The sequence below is a fragment of the Pseudomonas fluorescens group sp. PF-1 genome (assembly GCF_054481335.1).
Genome location: NZ_JBTMNG010000002.1, coordinates 233606 through 258540, shown reverse-complemented (window position 1 = coordinate 258540; position 24935 = coordinate 233606). Strand labels below are relative to the sequence as shown.

The 24935-nt window shown below is 54.5% G+C and carries 20 protein-coding genes and 1 pseudogene; 20 read left to right on the top strand and 1 reads right to left on the bottom strand.

The window, feature by feature from the left end:
- Nucleotides 1-450: 450 nt before the first annotated feature.
- From mnmG to ACX3YD_RS15755, 20 genes and pseudogenes are all read left to right on the top strand, one after another.
- Entirely contained in the window at nucleotides 451-2349 is a 1899-nt protein-coding gene (mnmG, locus tag ACX3YD_RS15850; RefSeq protein WP_103405968.1) for a tRNA uridine-5-carboxymethylaminomethyl(34) synthesis enzyme MnmG, read from the top strand.
- Complete coding sequence (gene rsmG / locus ACX3YD_RS15845) at nucleotides 2346-2990, top strand: 16S rRNA (guanine(527)-N(7))-methyltransferase RsmG (RefSeq protein ID WP_090466262.1); 645 nt, start codon at nucleotides 2346-2348, stop codon at nucleotides 2988-2990. The genes mnmG and rsmG overlap by 4 nt, the downstream gene beginning before the upstream one ends.
- Before the next feature lie 18 nt (nucleotides 2991-3008).
- Entirely contained in the window at nucleotides 3009-3806 is a 798-nt protein-coding gene (locus ACX3YD_RS15840) for a ParA family protein (RefSeq protein ID WP_047535615.1), read from the top strand.
- 9 nt (nucleotides 3807-3815) lie between these two features.
- Nucleotides 3816-4687 (top strand): annotated as a pseudogene (locus ACX3YD_RS15835) (ParB/RepB/Spo0J family partition protein).
- Between the two features lie 148 nt (nucleotides 4688-4835).
- A complete protein-coding gene (locus ACX3YD_RS15830) occupies nucleotides 4836-5243 on the top strand; it encodes a F0F1 ATP synthase subunit I (protein ID WP_047535609.1) in 408 nt (135 codons plus the stop codon).
- Between the two features lie 16 nt (nucleotides 5244-5259).
- Nucleotides 5260-6129, top strand: a complete 870-nt coding sequence (gene atpB / locus ACX3YD_RS15825) for a F0F1 ATP synthase subunit A (protein ID WP_007969902.1) — start codon at nucleotides 5260-5262, stop codon at nucleotides 6127-6129.
- Between the two features lie 133 nt (nucleotides 6130-6262).
- On the top strand, nucleotides 6263-6520 hold the full coding sequence (gene atpE / locus ACX3YD_RS15820) for a F0F1 ATP synthase subunit C (RefSeq protein WP_003097235.1): 258 nt from the start codon (nucleotides 6263-6265) through the stop codon (nucleotides 6518-6520).
- 58 nt (nucleotides 6521-6578) lie between these two features.
- Complete coding sequence (locus ACX3YD_RS15815) at nucleotides 6579-7049, top strand: F0F1 ATP synthase subunit B (RefSeq protein WP_047535495.1); 471 nt, start codon at nucleotides 6579-6581, stop codon at nucleotides 7047-7049.
- 12 nt (nucleotides 7050-7061) lie between these two features.
- The gene (locus tag ACX3YD_RS15810) at nucleotides 7062-7598 is read left to right on the top strand and encodes a F0F1 ATP synthase subunit delta (RefSeq protein WP_047535492.1); all 537 of its coding nucleotides are present in this window, start codon (nucleotides 7062-7064) and stop codon (nucleotides 7596-7598) included.
- 21 nt (nucleotides 7599-7619) lie between these two features.
- Nucleotides 7620-9164: a F0F1 ATP synthase subunit alpha gene (gene atpA, locus ACX3YD_RS15805; RefSeq protein WP_047535490.1), complete on the top strand. Its 1545-nt coding sequence runs from the start codon at nucleotides 7620-7622 to the stop codon at nucleotides 9162-9164.
- Between the two features lie 50 nt (nucleotides 9165-9214).
- Nucleotides 9215-10075, top strand: a complete 861-nt coding sequence (atpG, locus tag ACX3YD_RS15800) for a F0F1 ATP synthase subunit gamma (RefSeq protein WP_047535487.1) — start codon at nucleotides 9215-9217, stop codon at nucleotides 10073-10075.
- 27 nt (nucleotides 10076-10102) lie between these two features.
- Nucleotides 10103-11482 (top strand): F0F1 ATP synthase subunit beta, encoded by a 1380-nt coding sequence (gene atpD / locus ACX3YD_RS15795; protein ID WP_103405966.1) that lies wholly within the window; start codon nucleotides 10103-10105, stop codon nucleotides 11480-11482.
- 43 nt (nucleotides 11483-11525) lie between these two features.
- Entirely contained in the window at nucleotides 11526-11951 is a 426-nt protein-coding gene (locus tag ACX3YD_RS15790) for a F0F1 ATP synthase subunit epsilon (protein WP_047535482.1), read from the top strand.
- Nucleotides 11952-12065: 114 nt separating this feature from the next.
- The gene (gene glmU, locus ACX3YD_RS15785) at nucleotides 12066-13433 is read left to right on the top strand and encodes a bifunctional UDP-N-acetylglucosamine diphosphorylase/glucosamine-1-phosphate N-acetyltransferase GlmU (protein WP_103405965.1); all 1368 of its coding nucleotides are present in this window, start codon (nucleotides 12066-12068) and stop codon (nucleotides 13431-13433) included.
- A gap of 198 nt (nucleotides 13434-13631) precedes the next feature.
- Entirely contained in the window at nucleotides 13632-14411 is a 780-nt protein-coding gene (locus ACX3YD_RS15780) for a DeoR/GlpR family DNA-binding transcription regulator (RefSeq protein WP_178083156.1), read from the top strand.
- A 1-nt stretch (nucleotide 14412) separates the two neighbouring features.
- Nucleotides 14413-16245, top strand: a complete 1833-nt coding sequence (gene glmS, locus ACX3YD_RS15775) for a glutamine--fructose-6-phosphate transaminase (isomerizing) (RefSeq protein WP_458960482.1) — start codon at nucleotides 14413-14415, stop codon at nucleotides 16243-16245.
- Nucleotides 16246-16536: 291 nt separating this feature from the next.
- Nucleotides 16537-17388 (top strand): TnsA endonuclease N-terminal domain-containing protein, encoded by an 852-nt coding sequence (locus ACX3YD_RS15770; protein WP_454838510.1) that lies wholly within the window; start codon nucleotides 16537-16539, stop codon nucleotides 17386-17388.
- Nucleotides 17388-19547, top strand: a complete 2160-nt coding sequence (locus tag ACX3YD_RS15765) for a Mu transposase C-terminal domain-containing protein (RefSeq protein ID WP_458960481.1) — start codon at nucleotides 17388-17390, stop codon at nucleotides 19545-19547. Before ACX3YD_RS15770 ends, ACX3YD_RS15765 begins: the two co-directional genes overlap by 1 nt.
- A gap of 8 nt (nucleotides 19548-19555) precedes the next feature.
- Nucleotides 19556-21022 carry an ATP-binding protein gene (locus ACX3YD_RS15760; RefSeq protein WP_458960480.1) on the top strand — a complete coding sequence of 489 codons (1467 nt, stop codon included), beginning with the start codon at nucleotides 19556-19558 and terminating at the stop codon, nucleotides 21020-21022.
- Between the two features lie 160 nt (nucleotides 21023-21182).
- Complete coding sequence (locus ACX3YD_RS15755; protein ID WP_458960479.1) at nucleotides 21183-22847, top strand: TnsD family Tn7-like transposition protein; 1665 nt, start codon at nucleotides 21183-21185, stop codon at nucleotides 22845-22847.
- On the opposite strand, the gene ACX3YD_RS15750 is transcribed toward ACX3YD_RS15755, so the two are convergent.
- Nucleotides 22824-24530, bottom strand: a complete 1707-nt coding sequence (locus ACX3YD_RS15750; protein WP_458960478.1) for a TniQ family protein — start codon at nucleotides 24528-24530, stop codon at nucleotides 22824-22826. The genes ACX3YD_RS15755 and ACX3YD_RS15750 overlap by 24 nt on opposite strands.
- Nucleotides 24531-24935 lie beyond the last annotated feature (405 nt).

The following is a 24935-nucleotide window of genomic DNA, read 5'->3' as shown; positions in this document are numbered from 1 at the left end:
TTTCTGCGCCCTGGATTCCTTCAATCCGCAGTTTTCTGTGGATTAAGCCCTGTGAATAACCGCCGCTAAGGGCAGTTGATAACAGGGCCTGAAAACTGAAGATAACCGCCTCTGTGGATAACCATCACTTTAATCCACAGGCTTACACCGGTTATCCAAGGGCCTCCTTGGCACATGACCACAGGGTTTTGAATCTCTGTACACATTGAAAATAAAGGCCTGTATCAATCTATCCACAGAAAGGTCGGTCAGTAGAAATAAACATAAAAACAAAGATTTAATAAATTTCTCTCTTTTTAATTTCTATAACTCCGACTTCTCCACAGCTGGTTAAATTTTGTGCAAAGGGTTCTTTAGGAAGGACGAAGTCCCTATACTTGTCGACCAGGTCCGAAAACCTGAGCTCAAACTATTCCTGAATTACCTACTTAAGCAGGCACGAGGTGCGTGGTGGATTTCCCTTCCCGTTTTGAAGTGATCGTCATCGGCGGCGGTCATGCCGGTACCGAGGCAGCACTGGCCTCAGCACGCATGGGGGTCAAAACCCTGTTGCTGACGCATAACGTGGAAACCCTCGGTGCCATGAGCTGCAACCCCGCTATTGGCGGTATTGGCAAAAGTCACCTGGTCAAGGAAATCGACGCCCTCGGCGGCGCGATGGCCATGGCTACCGATAAAGGCGGCATCCAGTTTCGCGTGTTGAACAGCCGCAAAGGCCCGGCGGTGCGCGCAACCCGCGCTCAGGCGGATCGGGTTCTGTACAAGGCGGCAGTGCGCGAAATCCTGGAAAACCAGCCGAACCTGTGGATATTTCAACAGGCTGCGGACGATCTGATCGTCGAGCAGGAGCAAGTGCGCGGTGTTGTCACGCAAATGGGTCTGCGTTTCCTCGCCGATTCCGTGGTGTTGACCACCGGTACCTTCCTCGGTGGACTTATCCACATCGGTTTGCAAAATTTTTCCGGCGGTCGAGCCGGTGATCCGCCGTCGATCGCCCTGGCTCAACGCCTGCGTGAGTTGCCGCTGCGTGTCGGTCGCCTGAAAACCGGAACGCCGCCGCGTATCGACGCCAGGTCTGTGGATTTCTCGGTGATGACCGAGCAGGCCGGCGATACGCCGATTCCAGTGATGTCGTTCATGGGCTCCAAAGAGCAGCACCCACAACAGGTCAGTTGCTGGATTACCCACACCAACGCGCGAACCCACGAAATCATCGCTGCGAACCTCGACCGTTCGCCCATGTATTCCGCTGCGGGTGAAATCGAAGGCATCGGCCCGCGTTACTGCCCGTCGATCGAAGACAAGATCCATCGTTTTGCCGACAAGCAAAGCCATCAGGTCTTCATCGAACCGGAAGGCTTGACCACCAACGAGCTGTACCCGAACGGGATATCCACATCCTTGCCGTTCGATGTGCAGTTGCAGATCGTGCAATCGATCCGTGGGATGGAAAACGCGCATATCGTGCGTCCGGGCTACGCCATCGAGTACGACTACTTCGATCCGCGGGACCTGAAATACAGCCTGGAGACCAAGGTGATCGGCGGTCTGTTCTTTGCTGGACAGATCAATGGCACCACCGGTTACGAAGAGGCCGGCGCCCAGGGTTTGCTGGCCGGAACCAACGCAGCACTGCGTGCGCAAGGCAAAGATGCCTGGTGCCCGCGTCGCGATGAGGCCTACATCGGTGTGCTGGTCGATGACCTGATTACTCTCGGTACTCAAGAACCGTATCGGATGTTCACTTCTCGTGCCGAATACCGTTTGATCCTGCGCGAAGACAACGCCGACCTGCGCTTGACCGAAAAAGGTCGCGAACTGGGCCTGGTGGATGACGAGCGCTGGGCGGCCTTCTGTAAAAAACGCGAAAGCATCGAACTGGAAGAGCAGCGCCTGAAAAGCACCTGGGTACGTCCGGGCACCGAGCAAGGTGATGCGATTGCGGAAAAATTCGGCACTCCGCTGACCCACGAATACAACTTGCTGAACCTCTTGAGCCGTCCGGAAATCGACTACGCTGGTCTGATCGCCGTGACCGGTGGGGGGGCAGAAGATCCACAGGTCGCCGAACAGGTCGAAATCAAGACCAAGTACGCCGGTTACATTGACCGCCAACAGGATGAAATCGCTCGTCTGCGCGCCAGTGAAGACACCAAATTGCCTGTGGATATCGATTACACGAACATTTCCGGTCTCTCCAAAGAGATCCAGAGCAAGCTCGGCGCGACCCGCCCTGAAACCTTGGGTCAGGCCTCGCGTATTCCGGGCGTCACGCCGGCAGCTATTTCGCTGTTGATGATTCATTTGAAAAAACGCGGCGCGGGCCGTCAGTTGGAGCAAAGCGCTTGAGTTCGTTGGTCACCTCGCAACATGCAGAAGAGTTATCCACAGGTGCTCGCCAGCTCGGTGTCGCTCTGACTGAAACCCAGCACGCGCAGCTGCTGGGATATCTGGCCCTGTTGATCAAATGGAACAAGGCTTACAACCTGACCGCCGTGCGCGATCCGGACGAAATGGTGTCCCGGCACTTGCTCGATAGTCTGAGCGTAATGTCGTTCATCGAAAACGGTCGCTGGCTCGATGTGGGCAGTGGCGGCGGTATGCCGGGCATTCCATTGGCGATCCTGTTTCCAGAGTCCCAAGTGACCTGCCTGGACAGCAATGGCAAGAAAACCCGCTTCCTGACCCAGGTCAAACTCGAGCTCAAACTGGATAACCTGCAAGTTATCCACAGTCGTGTCGAAGCCTTCCAGCCTGCACAGCCATTCAATGGGATCATTTCCCGGGCATTCAGCAGCATGGAGAACTTCACAAACTGGACTCGCCACCTCGGCGACACCGAAACACGTTGGCTGGCAATGAAGGGCGTTCATCCCGCTGATGAGCTGGTAGCATTGCCGGCAGACTTCCACCTCGATAGCGAACACGCCCTGGCCGTACCCGGTTGCCAAGGCCAACGCCATCTGCTGATACTGCGCCGCACGGCATGATTGGGAACACAAGCAAGAATGGCTAAGGTATTCGCGATAGCGAACCAAAAGGGTGGTGTGGGCAAGACCACCACCTGCATCAACCTCGCAGCATCCCTGGTCGCGACCAAGCGCCGGGTATTGCTGATCGATCTCGATCCACAGGGCAACGCCACCATGGGAAGCGGTGTGGATAAACACGGTCTGGAAAACTCGGTCTACGACCTGTTGATTGGTGAATGCGACCTGGCCCAGGCCATGCATTTCTCCGAACACGGTGGTTACCAGTTGTTGCCGGCCAACCGCGACCTGACCGCCGCCGAAGTGGTTCTGCTGGAAATGCAGATGAAGGAAAGCCGCCTGCGCAGTGCGTTGGCGCCGATCCGCGAAAACTACGATTACATCTTGATCGACTGCCCGCCGTCGCTGTCGATGCTGACGCTGAACGCACTTGTCGCGGCCGATGGGGTCATTATCCCCATGCAGTGCGAGTACTTCGCGCTGGAAGGGTTGAGCGACCTTGTGGATAACATCAAGCGTATCGCCGAGTTGCTGAACCCCGATCTCAAGGTCGAAGGACTGCTGCGCACGATGTACGACCCGCGCCTGAGCCTGATGAACGATGTATCGGCACAGCTCAAGGAACACTTCGGTGATCAGCTTTACGAGACCGTCATTCCACGCAATATCCGTCTGGCCGAAGCCCCAAGCTACGGCATGCCGGCGCTGGCGTATGACAAATCATCGCGTGGCGCCGTTGCCTACCTGGCTCTGGCGGGCGAAATGGTTCGTCGTCAACGCAAAAACTCACGCATCGCCGCTGCCCAGCCAACTTAAGGAATCCCCATGGCCGTCAAGAAACGAGGTCTCGGACGTGGACTGGATGCACTGCTGAGTGGTCCGACTGTCAGCGCGCTGGAAGAACAAGCGATACAAGCCGATCAACGCGAGCTGCAACATCTGCCGCTGGATCTGCTCCAGCGTGGCAAGTATCAGCCTCGCCGCGACATGGATGCACAGGCGCTCGAAGAGCTGGCGCAGTCGATCAAGGCCCAGGGCGTCATGCAACCGATCGTGGTGCGCCCGATCGGGGGGGGCGCTTCGAAATCATCGCCGGTGAACGCCGTTGGCGAGCCAGCCAGCAGGCCGGTCAGGAAACGATCCCGGCAATGGTCCGCGATGTACCGGACGAAACCGCGATCGCCATTGCGCTGATCGAGAACATCCAGCGCGAAGACCTCAATCCGATCGAGGAAGCGGTAGCCCTGCAGCGTTTGCAGCAGGAATTCCAGCTGACCCAGCAACAAGTGGCCGAAGCTGTGGGCAAATCCCGAGTGACGGTGGCCAATTTGTTGCGCCTGATTTCTTTGCCGGAAGTCATCAAGACGATGTTGTCTCACGGTGATCTGGAAATGGGGCATGCACGCGCTTTGCTCGGTTTGCCGGACAATCAACAGGTTGAAGGGGCGCGACATGTTGTCGCACGCGGGCTGACTGTGCGCCAAACTGAGGCACTGGTTCGCCAGTGGTTGAGTGGTAAACCGGAGCCTGTTGAACCGGTAAAACGGGACCCGGATATCGCTCGTCTGGAGCAGCGTCTGGCCGAGCGCCTAGGCTCTGCGGTGCAGATTCGCCACGGTAAGAAGGGGAAAGGGCAGTTGGTAATTGGCTACAACTCCCTGGATGAGCTACAAGGTGTACTCGCTCATATTCGCTGAAACATTTCCTCATGTAGCGCGCAGTCGGAAATCACTACCTGATAGTTGAATAGGTGCTGAACCGCCCCTATACTCTGCGCGCATTTTGTCGGCACAAATTATGCCAAGTTGTTGCATTTCGGCAGCCGACCATTGGAGAGCAATAGTGATGGAAACCCGCACGCCAAACCGCTTGCCGTTCCATCGTTTGGCAGTTTTTCCGGTGTTAATGGCTCAATTTGTCATTTTGCTCATTGCTGCTTTGGCGCTCTGGCAATGGTATGGAGTCGTTGCCGGGTACTCGGGACTTTGCGGAGGCCTGATAGCCTTGCTGCCCAATGTTTATTTCGCTCACAGGGCATTTCGGTTTTCCGGCGCCCGAGCAGCTCAAGCCATCGTCCGGTCTTTTTATGCCGGCGAGGCGGGCAAACTGATTTTGACGGCAGTGCTCTTTGCATTGACGTTTGCAGGTGTGAAGCCATTGGCGCCGCTAGCTGTATTCGGCGTCTTCGTGTTGACCCAACTGGTCAGCTGGTTCGCGCCCCTGCTGATGAGAACAAGACTTTCGAGACCTTAGGGCGTTTGAGGCAACCATGGCAGAAACAACCGCTTCGGGCTATATCCAGCACCACTTGCAGAACCTGACTTTCGGTCAGCACCCTACCGGCGGCTGGGGCTTTGCCCACACCGCAGCAGAAGCCAAGGAAATGGGCTTCTGGGCTTTCCACGTCGATACTCTCGGCTGGTCGGTCGCACTGGGTCTGATTTTCGTTCTTCTTTTCCGCATGGCGGCCAAGAAGGCGACTTCCGGTCAGCCAGGGGCTTTGCAAAACTTCGTTGAAGTATTGGTCGAATTCGTCGATGGCAGCGTGAAAGACAGCTTCCATGGCCGTAGCCCGGTGATTGCGCCGCTGGCACTGACCATCTTCGTCTGGGTGTTTCTGATGAACGCCGTCGACCTGGTACCGGTCGACTGGATTCCTCAGTTGGCCATCCTGATCTCCGGCGACCACCACATCCCGTTCCGCGCCGTGTCGACCACCGACCCGAACGCAACTCTGGGTATGGCGTTCTCGGTTTTCGCACTGATCATTTTCTATAGCATCAAGGTCAAGGGCCTCGGCGGCTTCATCGGCGAGCTGACCCTGCACCCGTTCGGCAGCAAGAACATCTTCGTTCAGGCCCTGCTGATCCCGGTGAACTTCCTGCTGGAGTTCGTGACCCTGATCGCAAAACCGATTTCCCTGGCTCTGCGTCTATTCGGCAACATGTACGCCGGCGAGCTGGTGTTCATTCTGATCGCCGTGATGTTCGGCAGCGGTCTGCTCTGGCTCAGTGGCCTGGGCGTAGTTCTGCAGTGGGCGTGGGCTGTGTTCCACATTCTGATCATCACCCTGCAGGCGTTCATCTTCATGATGCTGACCATCGTTTACCTGTCGATGGCGCACGAAGAAAACCATTAAGACCAGTCTCGACTAGTCTGATGTCCCTCCCGGTCAAACGGGAGGGTGCTCCTCACGGGGCATCTGAAACGATTTGTTTTACCGCTTTAATCTAAAAAACCTAAACCATACGACGTAAAAGTCGGGAGGAAAGATGGAAACTGTAGTTGGTCTAACCGCTATCGCTGTTGCACTGTTGATCGGCCTGGGCGCACTGGGTACCGCAATTGGTTTCGGCCTGCTGGGCGGCAAGTTCCTGGAAGGCGCAGCGCGTCAGCCAGAAATGGTTCCAATGCTGCAAGTTAAAATGTTCATCGTTGCCGGTCTGCTCGACGCCGTAACCATGATCGGTGTTGGTATCGCTCTGTTCTTCACCTTTGCGAACCCGTTCGTTGGTCAGATCGCTGGCTAATTACTCGGATCTTCCGAGTAATTTGGTGTGATGGACAACGTAACTGCGAGGTGTTGGCGTGAACATTAATGCGACCCTGATTGGCCAGTCCGTTGCGTTCCTGATTTTTGTACTGTTCTGCATGAAGTTCGTATGGCCTCCGGTCATCACGGCACTGCACGAACGTCAAAAGAAGATCGCGGATGGACTGGACGCTGCCAGCCGAGCAGCTCGCGACCTGGAGTTGGCCCAAGAGAAAGCGGGTCAACAACTGCGCGAAGCGAAAGCTCAGGCAGCTGAAATCATCGAGCAAGCCAAGAAGCGCGGTACTCAGATCGTCGACGAAGCCCGTGAACAGGCTCGCGTCGAAGCTGACCGTGTGAAGGCTCAGGCTCAGGCCGAGATCGAACAGGAGCTGAATAGCGTCAAAGACGCGCTGCGCGCCCAAGTGGGTAGCCTGGCCGTTGGCGGTGCCGCGAAGATCCTGGGTGCCACAATCGATCAAAACGCGCACGCAGAGCTGGTTAACCAACTGGCTGCTGAAATCTAAGCGAGGGCGATCATGGCAGAACTGACCACGTTGGCCCGACCTTACGCTAAGGCGGCCTTCGAGCACGCTCAGGCCCACCAGCAACTGGCCAATTGGTCAGCCATGCTCGGCCTGGCAGCAGCGGTGTCGCAAAACGACACCATGCAGCGCGTGCTCAAGGCCCCGCGACTGACGAGCGCAGAAAAGGCCGCCACGTTCATTGACGTGTGCGGCGACAAGTTCGATGCCAAGGCACAGAATTTCATCCACGTCGTTGCCGAAAACGACCGTCTCCTGCTTCTGCCGGAGATCGCCAACCTGTTCGACCTGTACAAGGCCGAGCAGGAGAAATCGGTAGACGTAGAAGTGACCAGTGCTTTTGCATTGAACCAAGAACAGCAAGACAAACTCGCCAAGGTTCTCAGTGCACGACTCAACCGGGAAGTGCGCCTGCAAGTCGAGGAAGATTCATCCCTTATTGGGGGTGTTGTCATCCGCGCCGGCGACCTGGTTATCGATGGCTCGATTCGCGGCAAAATCGCGAAACTGGCCGAAGCATTGAAATCTTGAGTTTGAAGGGGCAGCAGAGCAATGCAGCAACTCAATCCTTCCGAAATAAGTGAAATTATCAAGGGCCGCATCGACAAGCTCGATGTGACCTCCCAAGCCCGTAACGAAGGCACTGTCGTCAGCGTATCTGACGGCATCGTGCGGATTCACGGTCTGGCCGACGTCATGTACGGCGAGATGATCGAGTTTCCGGGCGGCGTCTTCGGTATGGCACTCAACCTGGAGCAGGACTCCGTAGGTGCCGTTGTATTGGGCGCATACCAGTCTCTGGCTGAAGGCATGAGCGCCAAGTGCACCGGCCGCATCCTGGAAGTTCCGGTTGGTAAGGAACTGCTGGGTCGCGTTGTCGACGCACTGGGTAACCCAGTTGACGGCAAAGGTCCGCTGAACAACACCGAGACCGATGCGGTCGAGAAAGTTGCTCCAGGCGTGATCTGGCGTAAGTCGGTAGACCAGCCTGTACAGACTGGCTACAAGGCTGTCGATGCCATGATCCCTGTCGGCCGTGGCCAGCGTGAGCTGATCATCGGTGACCGTCAGATCGGTAAAACCGCTCTGGCGATCGACGCGATCATCAACCAGAAAGACAGCGGCATTTTCTGCGTCTACGTAGCGATCGGTCAGAAACAATCGACCATCGCCAACGTGGTTCGCAAGCTGGAAGAAAACGGTGCACTGGCTAACACCATCATCGTTGCTGCCAGTGCTTCCGAATCGGCTGCACTGCAGTTCCTGGCACCGTACTCCGGTTGCACCATGGGCGAATACTTCCGCGACCGCGGTGAAGACGCGCTGATCGTTTATGACGATCTGTCCAAGCAAGCAGTGGCTTACCGCCAGATTTCCCTGCTGCTGCGCCGTCCACCAGGCCGTGAAGCTTACCCAGGCGACGTGTTCTATCTCCACTCCCGTCTGCTGGAGCGCGCATCCCGCGTTTCGGAAGAGTACGTAGAGAAGTTCACCAACGGCGCAGTGACCGGCAAAACCGGTTCCCTGACCGCACTGCCGATCATCGAAACCCAGGCTGGCGACGTTTCCGCGTTCGTTCCGACCAACGTGATTTCCATCACCGACGGTCAGATCTTCCTGGAATCGGCCATGTTCAACTCCGGGATCCGTCCTGCAGTGAACGCCGGTGTTTCGGTATCCCGTGTGGGTGGTGCCGCTCAGACCAAGATCATCAAGAAGCTGTCCGGTGGTATCCGTACCGCTCTGGCTCAGTACCGTGAACTGGCGGCATTCGCCCAGTTCGCTTCTGACCTGGACGAAGCGACCCGTAAGCAACTTGAGCATGGTCAGCGCGTTACCGAGCTGATGAAGCAGAAGCAATACGCGCCAATGTCGATCGCCGACATGTCGCTGTCGCTGTATGCCGCTGAGCGTGGGTTCCTGACTGACGTCGAAATCGCCAAGATCGGCAGCTTTGAACAAGCGCTGATTGCTTACTTCAACCGCGATCACGCCGATTTGATGGCGAAGATCAACGTGAAGGGTGACTTCAATGACGAAATCGATGGCGGCCTGAAAGCCGGTATCGAGAAGTTCAAGGCCACCCAAACCTGGTAAGCCGCAGCGGGAGCCGCAAGGCTCCCGCTTGCTAACCTGATAGGTGTTACATGGCAGGCGCAAAAGAGATTCGCAGTAAGATTGCGAGCATCAAAAGCACGCAAAAGATTACCAGCGCCATGGAAAAAGTGGCGGTCAGCAAAATGCGCAAGGCACAAATGCGCATGGCTGCTAGCCGTCCTTATGCGGAGCGCATCCGCCAGGTTATTGGTCATCTGGCCAACGCTAACCCGGAATATCGCCACCCGTTCATGATCGACCGTGAAGTAAAGCGCGTCGGTTATGTCGTAGTGAGCAGTGACCGTGGTCTGTGTGGTGGCTTGAACACCAACCTGTTCAAGGCTTTGGTCAAGGACATGGCGGTAAACCGCGAAAACGGCGTCGAGATCGATCTGTGTGTAGTTGGTAGCAAGGGTGCGGCTTTCTTCCGTAACTTCGGCGGTAACGTCGTTGCAGCTATCAGCCACCTGGGTGAAGAGCCGTCGATCAATGATCTGATCGGCAGCGTCAAGGTGATGCTGGATGCCTACCTGGACGGCCGTATTGACCGCCTGTCCGTGGTATCCAACAAGTTCATCAACACCATGACACAACAGCCTACCGTGGAGCAGTTGGTTCCGCTGGTGGCAACCCCGGATCAAGAACTCAAGCATCACTGGGACTATCTCTACGAACCGGATGCCAAGGAGCTGCTCGACGGCTTGATGGTCCGTTACGTGGAGTCGCAGGTCTACCAGGCGGTGGTCGAGAACAACGCGGCTGAACAAGCTGCGCGGATGATCGCGATGAAGAACGCTACCGACAACGCCGGTGATTTGATCAGCGATTTGCAGCTGGTCTATAACAAGGCGCGTCAGGCTGCGATCACCCAAGAGATCTCGGAAATCGTCGGCGGCGCTGCCGCGGTTTAACGGTTCAAATATTCAGAGGATCCAGCTATGAGTAGCGGACGTATCGTTCAAATCATCGGCGCCGTTATCGACGTGGAATTTCCACGCGACAGCGTACCGAGCATCTACAACGCGCTGACAGTTCAAAGCGCGGCCGCAACCACTCTGGAAGTTCAGCAACAGCTGGGCGACGGCGTGGTTCGTACCATCGCGATGGGCTCCACCGAGGGCTTGAAGCGTGGTCTGGACGTCGTCGACTCCGGCGCAGCCATCTCCGTACCAGTCGGTAAAGCGACCCTGGGCCGGATCATGGACGTTCTGGGCAACCCGATCGACGAAGCAGGTCCAATCGACACCGAAGAGCGCTGGGGCATTCACCGTCCTGCGCCAACCTTCGCAGAACAAGCCGGTGGCAACGAGCTGCTGGAAACCGGCATCAAGGTTATCGACCTGGTTTGCCCGTTTGCCAAGGGCGGTAAAGTTGGTCTGTTCGGTGGTGCCGGTGTAGGCAAAACCGTAAACATGATGGAACTGATCCGTAACATCGCCATCGAGCACAGCGGTTATTCCGTGTTCGCCGGTGTGGGTGAGCGTACTCGTGAGGGTAACGACTTCTACCACGAGATGAAGGACTCCAACGTTCTGGACAAAGTGGCACTGGTTTACGGTCAAATGAACGAGCCGCCGGGAAACCGTCTGCGCGTAGCACTGACCGGCCTGACCATGGCCGAGAAGTTCCGTGACGAAGGTAACGACGTTCTGCTGTTCGTCGACAACATCTATCGTTACACCCTGGCCGGTACTGAAGTATCCGCACTGCTGGGCCGTATGCCTTCCGCAGTAGGTTACCAGCCGACCCTGGCTGAAGAGATGGGCGTGCTGCAAGAGCGTATCACTTCGACCAAGCAAGGTTCGATTACTTCGATCCAGGCCGTATACGTACCAGCGGACGACTTGACTGACCCGTCGCCAGCGACCACCTTCGCCCACTTGGACGCCACCGTCGTTCTGTCCCGTGACATCGCTTCCCTGGGTATCTACCCAGCGGTAGACCCACTGGACTCGACTTCGCGTCAGCTGGATCCGAACGTGATCGGCAACGACCACTACGATACCGCTCGCGGTGTTCAGTACGTGCTGCAGCGCTACAAAGAACTGAAGGACATCATTGCGATCCTGGGTATGGACGAGCTGTCGGAAGCCGACAAGCAGTTGGTAAACCGTGCTCGTAAGATCCAGCGTTTCTTGTCGCAGCCGTTCTTCGTGGCTGAAGTCTTCACCGGTGCTTCTGGTAAATACGTTTCCCTGAAAGACACCATTGCTGGCTTCAAAGGCATCCTCAACGGTGACTACGACCACCTGCCAGAACAAGCGTTCTACATGGTTGGCGGCATCGAAGAAGCGATCGAGAAAGCCAAGAAACTGTAATCCCAGCGCCCGGCAACGGGCGCTAATTTAGGTTGAGGCAATCATGGCTATGACAGTCCATTGCGATATCGTCAGCGCGGAAGGGGAAATCTTTTCCGGCCTGGTCGAGATGGTGATTGCGCACGGTGCACTGGGTGATCTTGGTATCGCTCTGGGTCACGCGCCGCTGATCACTAATCTGAAGCCAGGTCCGATCCGCTTGGTCAAGCAGAACGGGGAAGAGGAGGTGTATTACATCTCCGGTGGCTTCCTCGAGGTTCAGCCGAACATGGTCAAGGTTCTTGCCGACACCGTGCAACGTGCTGCCGACCTGGACGAAGCCTCCGCTCAGGAAGCCGTAAAGGCTGCCGAGAAGGCCTTGCATGAGCGGGGCGCGGAATTCGACTACGGTTCTGCTGCCGCACGTCTGGCCGAGGCTGCAGCTCAGCTGCGCACCGTCCAGCAGATCCGCAAGAAGTTCGGCCACTAAGGCCTCGCTTGTTGTGTGATTGATAAAAAAGGGTAGCCTCGGCTACCCTTTTTTCTTTTCTGATGTTCACCATTATGGTCGCAGCCGCTGACCACCCAGGATTGGTAGCCAGTCATGTCTCTTGAAATCGTTATTCTCGCCGCCGGTCAAGGCACGCGTATGCGCTCGGCGTTGCCCAAAGTTCTGCACCCGATCGCCGGCAACTCGATGCTCGGCCATGTTATCCACAGCGCCCGGCAACTTGATCCACAACGCATTCACGTGGTGATTGGCCATGGAGCCGACGCAGTGCGTGAGCGTCTGGCTGCGGATGACCTGAATTTCGTTCTTCAGGACAAACAACTCGGCACAGGCCATGCGGTGGCCCAAGCGGTCCCTTTTATCAAATCCGACACCGTGCTGATTCTTTACGGTGATGTGCCATTGATTGAAGTGGAAACCCTGCAACGACTGCTCCAGAAGGTTGGGCCGCAGCAACTGGGCCTGCTCACCGTGAACCTGGACGATCCGACCGGTTATGGCCGCATCGTGCGTGATGCGGCGGGTAACGTTACCGCTATCGTTGAGCAGAAGGACGCCACTGAAGCCCAGCGCGCAATCACTGAAGGCAATACGGGCATTCTGGCCCTTCCCTTCGAAAGCCTGGGTGGCTGGATGAGCCGACTGTCCAACAACAATGCCCAAGGCGAGTATTACCTCACGGACGTCATCGCCATGGCGGTGAGCGACGGATTGGTGGTGGCGACCGAGCAACCTCAGGATGCTATGGAAGTGCAGGGAGCGAATGACCGCAAACAGCTGGCTGAACTTGAGCGTCATTATCAGCTGCGTGCCGGTCGTCGTTTGATGGCCCAGGGTGTGACGCTGCGAGACCCTGCTCGTTTCGACGTCCGAGGAGAAGTCAGCGTCGGCCGTGACGTGTTGATCGATATCAACGTGATTCTAGAAGGCAATGTCGTCATCGAAGACGACGTGGTGATTGGTCCTAACTGCGTGATCAAGGACAGCACCTTGCGCAAAGGCGTGGTGATCAAGGCCAACAGCCATATCGAAGGCGCGATTCTGGGTGAAGGCAGCGATGCAGGTCCATTCGCACGGTTGCGCCCAGGTACGGTGCTGGAAGCTCGGGCGCATGTGGGTAACTTTGTTGAACTGAAAAACGCCCACTTGGGCGAAGGCGCCAAGGCCGGACACCTGACTTACCTGGGGGATGCCGAGGTCGGTGCGCGTACCAATATTGGCGCCGGCACCATCACCTGTAATTACGATGGCGCCAACAAATGGAAAACCGTGTTGGGCGAAGATGTGTTCATCGGTTCCAACAATTCGCTGGTCGCGCCTGTGGATATCTCTTCCGGTGCAACCACTGCGGCCGGTTCGACCATTACGCAGAATGTGGATAACGCACAGTTGGCCGTGGGCCGTGCGCGCCAGAAGAATATCGATGGCTGGAAGCGGCCCGAGAAAATCAAGAAGAGCTAAGTTATCCACAGAACGCTGAAATCTAAGGATCGCAGCCTGCTTCAGCGCCTACAGGGCAATATTAATATTCTGTAGATGTTGAAGCAGACTGCGATCCTTTGTGTTTTATCCACAGATAAATTTTCTTTGCACAGCTTGACGAAGTTTCGCCGATAGGTTTTGATTGGTTACGTTATCTTTCGAAACGAAACTTACTGAATTATGTCGAAGCGCAATACACCTCAGCGTCGCCACAACATCCTTGCCTTACTCAATGAGCAAGGCGAAGTCAGTGTGGATGAGTTGGCCAAGCGCTTCGAAACCTCCGAAGTTACGATTCGCAAGGATCTGGCAGCCCTTGAAAGCAACGGTCTGCTGCTTCGCCGTTATGGTGGTGCGATCACCATGCCCCAGGAGCTGGTGGCCGATATCGGTCAGCCGGTCTCCAAATACAAACAGGCCATTGCCCGTGCTGCGGTGACACGAATCCGCGAACATGCGCGGATCATCATCGACAGCGGCAGCACTACCGCTGCGATGATCCCGGAACTCGGTCAACAACCGGGCCTGGTGGTGATGACCAACTCACTGAATGTGGCCAATGCCTTGAGCGAACTCGAGCATGAGCCAGTGCTGTTGATGACCGGTGGGACCTGGGACCCGCATTCCGAGTCCTTTCAGGGTCAGGTTGCCGAGCAGGTATTGCGCTCTTACGACTTCGATCAGCTGTTCATCGGAGCTGATGGCATCGATCTGGTCCGCGGTACAACCACCTTCAATGAATTACTTGGACTGAGCCGGGTCATGGCTGAAGTCGCCCGAGAAGTGGTTGTCATGGTGGAGGCCGACAAAATCGGTCGCAGAATTCCCAATCTGGAACTGCCCTGGAGCAGTGTTCATACCCTTATTACCGATGATCGCCTGCCGCTTGAGGCACGGGATCAGATTCAGGCGCGCGGCATCACGTTGATCTGCGCCGCTATCAGTCAGGAGAAATAGCATGTGTGGAATTGTCGGCGCAGTCGCAGAACGTAATATCACCGCCATCCTGGTCGAAGGCCTGAAGCGTCTGGAATACCGTGGGTACGACAGTGCCGGCGTGGCGGTCTACACCAACGACGCGAAACTCGAACGCCTGCGTCGTCCGGGTAAAGTCAGCGAGTTGGAACTGGCGTTGGCTGAAGCACCATTGATGGGGCGCCTGGGTATTGCCCATACCCGTTGGGCGACACACGGTGCGCCGTGCGAGCGCAACGCGCATCCGCATTTTTCCGGTGACCTGGCGGTGGTGCACAACGGCATCATCGAAAACCACGAAGCCCTGCGTGAACAACTCAAATCGCTGGGTTACGTGTTCACGTCGGACACCGATACCGAGGTGATCGCGCACCTGCTGGACCACAAACTCAAGGACCTGCACGACCTGACCGTCGCGCTCAAGGCAACGGTCAAAGAGCTGCACGGTGCCTACGGCCTGGCAGTGATCAGCGCTCGCCAGCCAGATCGCCTGGTCGCTGCCCGTAGCGGGAGTCCGCTGGTGATCGGCCTGGGTCTGGGTGAAAACTTCCTGGCGTCCGACCAGTTGGCACTGCGCCAGGTCACTGACCGCTTCATGTACCTGGAAGAAGGCGACATCGCCGAAATTCGTCGCGACAGCGTGCAGATCTGGGACGTTGACGGCAAGGCTGTCGAGCGCGAAGCCGTGCAGTACCGTGATGGCGCAGAAGCGGCCGATAAAGGCGAGTTCCGTCATTTCATGCTCAAGGAAATCCACGAGCAACCGTCCGTTGTACAGCGCACCCTGGAGGGGCGTTTGAGTCAGACTCAAGTCCTGGTACAGGCATTCGGTCCACAAGCGGCCGAGTTGTTCGCCAAAGTTCGCAACGTACAGATTGTCGCTTGTGGCACCAGTTATCACGCTGGCATGGTCGCTCGTTACTGGCTTGAAGAGCTGGCCGGTATTCCGTGCCAGGTCGAAGTGGCCAGTGAGTTCCGCTACCGCAAAGTAGTGGTGCAGCCGGACACGCTATTCGTAACCATCTCCCAATCCGGCGAAACCGCCGACACCCTGGCCGCGCTGCGCAACGCCAAGGAGTTGGGGTTCCTCGCCAGCCTGGCAATCTGCAACGTCGGCATCAGCTCGCTGGTGCGTGAATCCGATCTGACCTTGCTGACCCAGGCCGGTCGCGAAATCGGCGTGGCCTCGACCAAAGCCTTCACCACGCAATTGGTCGGCTTGCTGCTGCTGACTTTGTCTCTGGGGCAGGTTCGCGGCACGTTGAGCAAAGGCGTTGAAGCAACGCTGGTCGAAGAGTTGCGTCGCTTGCCAACCCGTCTCGGTGAAGCGCTGGCCATGGACAGCACCGTGGAGAAAATCGCTGAGTTGTTCGCCGAGAAAAATCACACCCTGTTTCTCGGGCGTGGTGCGCAATTCCCGGTAGCGATGGAAGGGGCGCTCAAGCTCAAGGAGATTTCCTACATTCACGCCGAAGCCTACCCGGCTGGCGAGTTGAAGCATGGTCCGTTGGCGCTTGTGGATAACGACATGCCAGTCGTGACCGTGGCACCGAATAACGAGCTGCTGGAAAAGCTGAAGTCCAACCTTCAGGAAGTCCGCGCCCGTGGTGGCGAGCTAATCGTCTTCGCGGATGAAAAGGCAGGCATGACCAACGGTGAAGGAACGCACGTCGTACACATGCCACACATCCACGACATCCTGTCGCCGATCCTCTACACCATTCCGCTGCAGCTGCTGTCGTACTACGTGGCCGTGCTGAAAGGCACCGACGTTGACCAGCCACGCAACCTGGCGAAGTCGGTGACGGTGGAATAAGTTATCCACAACTGTTCGAGTCCTTTGGTTTTAAACAATTAAGAGCGACATAAAACAAATAAGCGTGACATAAAACAATTGAGGCTGACACAATGGCAAACCCTTGAAATAGAGGGGTTTGCCATTTTTTTGGCCTGTCCGTTCATCAGGTCCCGCTCCGTCGTGTGTGACATGCAATACCATGCGTACTCGGCTTACGGCTGTCTCTCCTGCTCAGGATTTCCTAGGAGTTGGTTAGAGGATTCCTGAAGGGAGGGCGCGGGCCTTCCTATTGTTAGGGAGTTTGCTGTGATGCGCCGCCGGATCAAAACGCAGGCCGACGTAGATCGTTATGTGAAACAAGGTCTGGGACAAGGAGAGCGAGAGAGCTATCAGCCCTGGCTGAGAGTCCAGGATGTCCCCTCCCGTGGGCGATCTCATAAGGTCCTCGGTTCGATCGTTGACCGCGTTTACCACCTACTCTCAGATCTCGAATACGCCTTTTGGCTGCAGCTGGATTTCTCCGAGAATGTCGTCGATATCCGGGAGCAATTTCCACTGTTTCCCGTACCCGCGCTTCAAGCTATCGCCTCTTCCAAGGGGATTAAATATCCCTTGTACGTTGGTACAGACGTCCCCTTTGTGATGACCACAGACTTTGTGATCACCATCCGCGAGCCAGATGGCTCGACTAGGCTGGTTGCGCGTACCGTTAAGCCGCACCAAGAAGTCACTAGTGGCGAAGACCTATTACGGACGTGGGAAAAGCTCGAGATTGAAGAAGAGTATTGGAGGGCCCAAGGGGTAGGCTGGAATGTTGTGACAGAGCAAAATCTTCCTACCACTGTGACTAGAAACCTTGAATGGTTAAGGAAGGGGGGGCCTATTCACGACCGATGGGAGGATGAACACGTCTGCGGCCACTTCATTGCGGAGCTCATTCGTGCTCAGCACTTTGGCTGGACGCTCGGAAAAACTCTAAGACATGTCTCCGGAAGGCTGATGACTCCATACGAAACTTGTGCACAGATGTTTCGATACGTTGTATGGCAAAAACTTATATCCATTGATCTTATGCAACCAATTTCAATAACTGGGCCTTTTCCAGAGATTAAAGTTTTGGAAAGTCCGCTTTCCGAAAATTACATATCTGAGGTGGTATGATGTCCGGATTTTTTTCTAAAAATCAAGTTGTCATGTCCGTGACTGAACCGGCTCTGTTGCCAGGCGACTCGCGCATTCTCCACATAGATAATAAATCAGATTTGGTGGTATTGATCACATTAGAGCCTACTCTCAAAAGGCCTTGGTCGATGCCTGCGACTGAATTATCCGACTGGTTGCGATTCGGACACGTCAAGCTAGTTGAGAGCGAAATTCCAAAATATATGATGATCGATGAAGATAGCATCCCCGCTAACCTCAAAGAATATCGAGATCAGCGATGGGAAAAAATCAGGCCGCTTTTGACGCGAGCACGCCCCGAGGAAGTTCTCTATCCGAGCTCTATGGGAAGCTTGGTATACGCCCACGCCAGCCTTATCGGAGTCCCAGCCAAGTCGATTTACCGAATACTATACAAATACTGGGCGTTCGGGATGCTGAGGAATGCGCTATTGCCTGACCGGTCCAAAATCGGGTCACCCGGCAAGATAAAAACATATAAGCCCGGAGTTATTCCTGGACGTAAACCTAGGCATCTCGGTGAGATAATACCCCAAACAGCAAAGCTGTTAACCGAGTCGGATAGAAACTGCATACGCGCGGGCTACGTGCTTTTTGTTAAGAAGAAATTAGATACTATAAGCGGAGCATATATTGAAATGCTCCGAAGATTTTATAAGAAAAAGCAGCTTGATGGTTCGAAAGAGGAGCTGCTTCCTACCGGCCAGATTCCTACAGAGCGCCAATTTGGAACTTGGGGTAAGAGGTATTTTGATGACCTTGCCGTACTCAAAGGACGAGCCGGTTCGATTGTGTGGAACAAAGATCACCGGGCAATTCGAGGCACCGTGAGGGAACGTTTGCATGGGCCAGGACATCTGTTCGAAATTGATGCCACAATCGCTGATGTCTATTTAGTTAGCCGGTATAACAGACATTGGGTAATAGGTAGGCCTGTCGTTTATGTAGTCATCGACAGCTTCTCCGGAATGATTACGGGAATCCATGTTGGCTTGGAGGGCCCAAGCTGGAATGGAGCACGTCAAGCATTATTTAATGCTTTTACCGACAAAGAAAAATACTGCAAGGCCTACGGTGTAGATCTGGAGGAAGACGAATGGCCTTGCAATCATCTACCACATGAGATTTTCGCAGATCGAGGTGAGATGATAGGTCAGGCCGCCGAAGGTCTCGTGTCCGGCCTCAAAATTGACTTGGGGATTGCTCCTCCATACCGTCCAGATTGGAAGCCAATCGTGGAAAGTGCGTTCAAAGTGTTGAATGACACTATCCAGATTGAGTTCATTCCAGGCGCTGTTATCGCTAGAGAGACGGAGCGTGGAGCACGAGATTATCGCCAAGATGCGGTTCTCGACATTAAGGAGTTTACAGAGATCATCATTAGAGGCGTCCTTCACTATAACAAGTTTAACAGGCAGCCTGCTCGCCTTACTCGCGATATGATTGCTGCTGGCGTCGAACCGACCCCAATTTCTATATGGCGATGGGCGTTAGAAAATCACATTGTCGAATCCAATGTACAATCGGAATCGCTCGTGTATTTGCACCTGCTTCCCCGAGAAGTTGGGAAAGTACATAAAGGCGGAATTCTCTTCAAAGGCATGTTTTACGTCTGTGATTGGGCGATAGAGCAAGGGATGTTCGCGCGTGCTCGCCATCGTGGTGTTTCTGATATCACATGTTGGTTTGATCCAAACTATACGGAGCACATTTGGGTACAAGGACCAGACAAAGCATTTGTCCGGTGTGACCTCCGGCTCTCAGAAGCTCGTTACCGAGAGTTTCGTATAGAAGAGGTTGAGGACATGCTTGCGATATTGAATCAAGAACCGCCTTCGAAAAAACGTGAAAAGCTGGAAAGCAAGGTTGCTTTGAAATCTGCGTCAGTAGACATAGTCAACGCAGCAAAGCGGGAGAAAAAGGCAACCCCTGCACCCGCGAGTAAGGCGGAAAAGGTTGCGGGTATCAAAGCTAACCGAGCTTCTGAGAAAGCTTCGCTCAGGGAACAATCACCCGTCCCAGAGGGTGTTAGGAGTAACAGCAGCCATGGCGTCGATGCGGAGTCGTCCACAGCTCCAACAACTGAACGGACGGCCGAAATCATCAGCCTGTTGAGCCGTCTAGGTCCTACTGCATGAGGTGTGAAATGACAGCGGGGTCTGTACAAGCCGTATACCGCGACTCTCCATTGCTTGATTACCAGGGAAATCTGCTGATTGAGGCTTTACCTCCTGTCTTGACCGAGAAGGAGGCCATGCATGCTCTGATGCATTTTCCTCCGGCCGTAACGGATGAAGAGCGCAAGCTAGATCGCTCTCTCAGGCTCCATGGCGTTGATCGACTTCGTTCGGTGGTGCACCCGCTTTTCATACATCTCGACTTGGAGTCTGACTTTTCGGCGCTGATTCGTGGCGGATACGTTGGTCGGAATCCCCTGTCCCCGGATACTGTGAGGCACCTGCACTCGTTATCCACAAATAAACGCCTAACCATCGGTTTCAAGTCTTCTGCTACCACGTTCAGCCTGACCGGCCTGAGCGGTGTGGGAAAATCGACTGCTCTGGATTCGGTCTTGAAGCTTTATCCACAGACCATCATCCATCGTCAGTACAAAGGGATTGCCTTTGTTCAAACGCAAATCACTTGGCTCAAATTTGATTGTCCGTTCGACGGTTCGCTTGGTGGCCTATGCCGGGCGTTTTTTAGAGCGGTGGACAAGGCGATTGGTAAAGAGCGATATGCGAATAGCCTGGGTCGCATGAGCATCCCCAGCATGATCCAGCTGATGGAGCAGGTGGCGAGCACCTACTACCTTGGCGCGCTCATAATTGATGAGGTGCAAAACCTTCGCTCCGCTAAATCTGGGGGCAAGGACAACATGCTCAATTTCTTTGTGAACCTTATAAACGTGATTGGGATACCGGTCGTGTTCGTAGGGAATAACTCGATGGTGGGCTTGTTCTCCGATGTCATGCGCAATGCCAGGCGCAGCAGCGGGTATGGGCTGGTCGAATTCCAGCGCTTCGAGCGGGGGGATCTTTGGACTATGTTCGTTACCCGATTATGGGAGTCTTACAACTGGTGCCAGAAGGACAATCCTCTAACCGAAGACATCTTGGACACGCTTTTCGACCTGTCCCAAGGGATAACTGATTTTGCGATCAAGCTGCTAGTCCTTGGACAGCGTGAGGCGATTCAAAGCAGGGAGGAAATAGTGACGCCCAGCTTGCTGCGCCGTGTGTCCAACTCCCGAATGAAAATTCTGGCACCCGCGCTTGCGGCTCTGCGCAGTGGTGATCCGAGACAAAAAAGCCGATTTGATGATCTTCTCCCTGTGAAGGACCAAATCGACGCGATGATGCTTTGGAATGCTTCTTCAACCCCTGATAGGTTCGCATTGCTGGAAACTATGCGTGGGCTCCAAGCCCCACCCCCCACGGTGCCCACGAAGGTGCAGGCAAGTGCACCCGTTCAGAAAGTAGGACCGTCAAAAGCCGCTGAAATCAGTGATCACTCTGACCCAAGCGCGTACCTAAATGCCAAAGGCTGGTTGACCAACAATGTTCTCGAGTTTTCCAGCATATACAAAATGACCAGTACCTCAGGTGCTTAGAAATGTCGGTCGCGATGGGTTTCTTTCCAACTCCCTTCCCTGACGAGACGCTCCATAGCATCTTGAGTAGGTATTGCAGGTTAGGGGGATGGGTTGGCTTTTCCGTACTGCGAGAAGACCCGTCTGAAGTAATTCATTTCGCGCGTGCTACTGCGCTTCCATGCGGCATCACAGAGTTGGTAAAAAAATAGGATTAGGTTCTCCTTTTTCTGTCGAAACGCTGATTGATGAACATACGCTTGCAGCTTACTTCAGACCGTTCCTATCCACTCTCCAGGCTAAGGCTGTCGCGACACAGATGGCAGACGGCCCCGCCCTCGCTCTTGAACTGCGGCTTGGCATAGCCGCGAGTATGCTCGCCAAATTTCAGCGGATTCGGTACTGCGAAGTTTGCACGCAGGTCGATGCCACTAATTTCGGTCAACCTTATTGGCATCGTGCTCATCAGCTCCCAGGCGTGTGGGTCTGTCCCCATCACGCCAAGGTGTTGGCCGTAATCGATGCTCGTTGGAGCAGGCATCACTTAGGAACTCCGTTTCTTCCCGATGACGATGCTGTCAAACGACACTCGTACAAGCCCCAGATTGATCGACAGTCAACGTCCGAACTGCGCAACCTCGCCCTGCTTTCTCAATCATTATTACGCGCAAATCTCAGCCCGCTGATTCCGGAGAATTTGCATCACAACCTTCAGACGGAGTGTGTAGACAAGGGGTTTAGCGATGGTCATCGATTCAGGCTCAAGAGGCTTGCTCATGCGGCAGCTGATTACTTTAGGCTGCTGCCGGATGCGGAGGAGTTTCTAAGCTTGTCATCGCCAGACGAAGAAACTGTTCCCGCTTGGATTATGAAACTTCTGCGCAAGCCCCGTTTCAGCCATCACCCATTGAAGTATCTGATCCTGATGAGGATTCTGGGACTTCAATGCGACCAGCTGGCGGGTGTCGACCGGCCGCCGTCGGAGGCGCTGAAAGTTCGTGAACGGGATGATCCAGTCAGCGATAGCAGCTTTGGTCACTTTGTGATTCCTGAAGGATCGTGCTCATTAAGGCAGCTTTCGCGGCTTAATGGAGCATCCGTTGGGGCAATTAAGACCGCTCTGATACGACAAGGAATAGCTGTTCGGCAGTTTCCCAGAGTGGTGACGCCTGCTCTGATAGCCGACATTCAAAACAGGGCTACCGCAGGCGAAAGCTCCACAGCAATAGCCTCTGTCTTGGATATTTCACCGTCCTCGGTTAATCGTGCAATTCGCATCGATCCAGCAGTACAGCGATGCAGGTCAGCGCATAGGTTTGAAGAGCGGCGAGCGCAGAGCCGTGGAGCTTTTCTTGCTGACATTAAAGAAAAAATGCCGCGAGGGTGCCCCGACTACATGTGGCTGTACCGTAATGACCGCGACTGGCTGCGCACAATCATTGCTGAAAGCCACGCTGCACGAGCATTGAGAGTGCCAAGGGTCGATTGGGAGGACCGGGATCAAAAATTGAGCGCCAGGATCTTCGAGTGTGCTGCTCTCTTGCGCAGTCGACCAGGCAAGCCTCGACGAATTTCAGTCGCGATGATCGGTAGTGAACTGTCAGCCACTGATGATTTTGAAAAGCGCCTTCATCACCTTCCACAATGTGATGCAGCCCTAACTGCGATCCGAGATACCCCCCACGGGTTCTTAGAGCGAAGACTGCGCTGGGCGATCAGCGAGTCGCTACTTAGAGGAACCAGCTTGGCCCCTTCTAGACTTCAGCGTTTGATAGGGCTCAAAAACCGCAACCCATTGTTCGATAGGCTTCGTCTGAAGCTGCTAGCTGACGATGTTGGCCGATGATTCGCTGTCTTCAAACTCCGAATAGAGACCTGGCACCTGCTCGGGACGCGGCCTTTTCTTTTTATAGGCTCTTCCACCATAGTTCCCATCGGCCTCGGGTGGGCCTTCGAAGCGGTTGCTTACCGACAACTTTGAGAGTTCGAACTGCGGGTCAAATCTCGCTGATGTGAGTCCTGCCAAATCGAGGTCGTAAAAGTCAACGATGATTCGGCAACGGTATATGTTGATGCCTGTCGTTACGCTGAGCGTTCGAAAACCCGGTACGAGTTTGAAGCGAGCCAATTCCATTATCCCCCACAGAACTCTCCTAAGGTGAAAATGCCAAAGTGATTCCATGTGCTGTTCGAGCTGTGATTGAACCAGTGGGTAGTCGACAGGCAGATCCCGGCCCCGGGCAATCTTTTTAGGCAACAGCTTCAACATCCGTTCGCGATTAACTCTCAACGGTTTATAGGCATTGATACAGTAAAGTGCGTCAACCTTTTGCTCAATGATGGAGGCATACTCAGCGTCTTTCGATGCAGTGGGTGGCGATTGGACTGAGCTAGGATCGATGACCGTTTGCAGCCATCTATGGTCATGATTGTAAAGCCATGTCGTGGCGGTATAGGCCTTTGTCCAAAAACCATCCGCCACAAGAGTGGGCCATCGTTTACGAACTTGAAGGATTTTCTCTCGATAAGTTCGTTTTTTACTAGCGCTGTCATCGTCGGTATTAGTTGAAGGTGATGATGACGACAGAAGGTTGGCTGCGACCTCGATCTGATCTCTGAAGTTGGCGAAATCTTTAAACAAAAACATGATTAGCAAGATATGTCTGCTAATCGGCATGTCCAAGTAGCCGTTGAGTACGCTAAATCTGATCCAATTGCTTTTTCTACCTAGTTGGTAGGCTTGATCAGCTCGCTGAATAAACTCCTCGCCAAGCTGTGTGACCATAGACTCCTCAAGCCTTTTTAGACTAACTAGACTGCCGTAGTTGTAACCTCTTTTTATGGCTTGACGCCGATAAGCCATCGAAAGGATGCTGCCTTCGATAGGCAACATTCCGCTTTCAAGTACTGCATTAGCAAGAATCGCATACTGATGGTAATGAACATCAGTCGTTTTTTTAGCTTCGCCGCTATCACACGACCATCCACATTCACAAGGTAGCCAAAGAATACTCAGCAGCTGACCTGCTCTGAGGAACGGTCGAAAGCATTCTGGACATGACTTGAGCAAGTCAACGCCATGTTTCCAGCATGACGCCACTTTCGGGGCCTGATGCGACCTGCGCCAGTAGGCTACGCCATGTTCTCTTGCATCGCTCTCTACACAAAGCAAGCAAAGTCGGGCCTCCCCGTGATCATCAACCGCCCTGCGAGGGATCCTGGATGCTGAGGATATTGGTTGAGATTTGGCAACGGTTGCGTTGTCTGGTCTGCCAAGAAACGGCTGATAAAGCGGTATCAATGTATTCTGGCTGATGATAGCTGCGAGTGCTTTTTGTGGATCGCCCGGCAGGCGGTTGACCAGAGCGTTGACCTGCTTGGGCAAGATGGCTTCGAGTCGGAAAGGCGTGGTGCCGAAAAGATCATCATAGGTCTTATACAGCGATTTGTTACCCACTAGAAAATGATAGCGGGAGACTCTCGAATATAAGGTCTCGTCTGGCAGCGAAGCCGGAAACAGTGAAATCAATGGCAGAATTTTCGAGGGTAACAGCCTTTTTCGGATGCGTATTTTTATAACAAAGCGGCAGCGTGCGCAACTTTTCCTTAAAGTCATATCATAATGTGATATCGAAAAAAGAATTGAGCCATGATCCTGCCCGTGCAGACTACGGACGAGTGGCCTATAGCGGGTAATCTATTGGCGCAGACTGTCAAAATAGCAAAAAGGCCATCTCTTGTGGGTGAGGGGGCTTGGAAAGTGTCACTTTATGGGAAATTATTCTCACGATTATAAATTATACTCGCAAATATAATTCGCCATAAATCTCGATCCACGACTCGAGGCTATAGCTCGATTGCAACGATGGGCTCAAAGATCAGATCGATGACTTGAGTCCACCGAGGATGTGTGCAGGCCCGCCTTAGACAGATA